Here is a 1848-nt window from a genome sequence, read left to right on the forward strand (position 1 = left end):
TTCATGACCGCGGTGATGCAGGGTGTACGGATCCTCGAGGTCGCTGAGCACACGTTCGTACCCGCTGCGTCCGCGTTGCTGTCCGACTGGGGTGCCGACGTCATCAAGATCGAGCACGTCGAGCGTGGGGACGCGATGCGCGCGCTGGCGTCCTCGGGTGTCGCGGTCGTCCCGAAGGACGTCCACGTGCTGCTGGAGCACTCCAACCGTGGCAAGCGCAGCCTGGGCCTCGACCTGACCTCCCAGGCCGGCCGCGACATCCTCTACAAGCTCGCCGGCACCTGCGATGTCTTCCTCACCAACAAGCTGCCCAGCGTGCGCACCAAGCTGCACATCGATGTCGAGGACATCCGCGCCCACAACCCGAACATCGTCTACGTCCGTGGGACCGGCCAGGGTGAGCGCGGGCCGGACGCCGACCGGGGCTCCTACGACTCGCTGGCCTTCTGGGCCCGCGCCGGCGTCGCCGTCGGCAGCATGCGGCCCGAGTACAGCCACGTCCCGGTCCCGCCCGCGCCCGGTTTCGGGGACTCGATCGGCGCGATGACGATCGCCGGCGGGATCATGGGCGCGTTGTTCCACCGCGAGCGCACCGGTGAGGCCACCGAGGTCGACGTCTCCCTCATGGCCACCGGGATGTGGGCGATGGGCCAGGCCCTCGCCCTGTCGCTGCTGCTCGACATCCCGTGGACCCCGCCGCCGCTGGACGCGCCGCGTTCCAACCCGCTGACCGGTAACTACCAGACCAAGGACGGCCGCTGGCTGTCGTTCACCTGCCTGCAGGCCGGGAAGTACTGGGCTCCGATGTGCGAGGCCATCGGGCGTCCCGAGCTGGGCGCCGACCCGCGTTTCGTCGACCACGCCGCGCTGATGGCGAACAGCCGGGAGGCCATCGCGATCCTCGAGGCCGCCTTCGCCGAGCACCCGCTGGCCGAGTGGCGTGAGCGGCTGGCGACCTTCATCGGCCAGTGGACGGTCGTGCAGGACACCCTGGAGGCCGCCGCGGACCCGCAGGCGGTCGCCAACGGGTACGTCCAGGACTGCGCCACCGCCGCCGGCATCCCGTTCCGGATGGCCGCGGCCCCGGTGCAGTACGGCGGGAAGCCCGCGCCGGCGGGCCGGGCGCCGCTGTTCAACGAGCACGGCGACGAGATCCTCGCCGAGCTCGGACTCGACACCGACGCCGTCCTCGACCTCAAGATCCGCGGCGTCGTCGCATGACCCCCACCTCAACGAAGAGCCAGGAGACACTGAGATGACGCTGTTCGACGCGTTCCGATTCGACGGGAAGCGGGTCCTCGTGGTCGGCGGCGCGACCGGCATGGGTGCCGCCGCCGCCGAGCTCGCCCAGGCCGCGGGCGCCGAGGTCATCGTCGCCGACTACGCCGAGGTCACCCTGCCCGGCGCGAAGTCGATCCACGTGAACCTCGCCGACGCCGCCTCGATCGACGCGGCCGTCGAGCAGCTCGGTGGACCCGTCCACGCGCTGCTCTCGGCCGCCGGTGTCGCCGACGGCACCCCGGGCATCGAGCGGATCAACTTCATCGGCCACCGCTACCTCATCGACCGCCTGCTCGCCGGCGGGCTGCTGCCCCGCGGCTCCGCGATCGGCTTCATCTCCTCCGCGGCCGGCCTGGGGTGGGAGGCCAACCTCCCGCTGCTCAAGGAGTACCTGGCCATCACCGACTTCGACGAGGCCACCAAGTGGGCCGTCGAGCACGGCAAGGCCGACTACATGTGGAGCAAGCAGGCCGTCTGCGCCTACGTCGCCACCCAGGCGATGCCCCTGCTCAAGCAGGGCATCCGCATCAACGCGATCTGCCCCGGCCCCACCGACACCCCGCTGGC

The 1848-nt window shown here is 71.1% G+C and carries 2 protein-coding genes; both read left to right on the plus strand.

The features are described from left to right. Window positions 1-3 precede the first annotated feature (3 nt). Window positions 4-1221, plus strand: coding sequence for a CaiB/BaiF CoA-transferase family protein (locus FMEAI12_RS35600; RefSeq protein WP_112109400.1), 1218 nt, complete (start codon window positions 4-6; stop codon window positions 1219-1221). 34 nt (window positions 1222-1255) lie between these two features. After that, window positions 1256-1848: SDR family oxidoreductase (locus tag FMEAI12_RS35605; protein ID WP_112109399.1), on the plus strand; the 593-nt coding region annotated here is incomplete at its 3' end.

The organism is Parafrankia sp. Ea1.12 (assembly GCF_900465275.1).
GTDB classification, from domain to species: domain Bacteria; phylum Actinomycetota; class Actinomycetes; order Frankiales; family Frankiaceae; genus Parafrankia; species Parafrankia soli.

Bases quoted from the DNA above. Each gene is read 5' to 3' on its own strand.
- FMEAI12_RS35600 (WP_112109400.1), top strand. From the start codon at position 4: ATGACCGCGGTGATGCAGGGTGTACGGATCCTCGAGGTCGCTGAGCAC.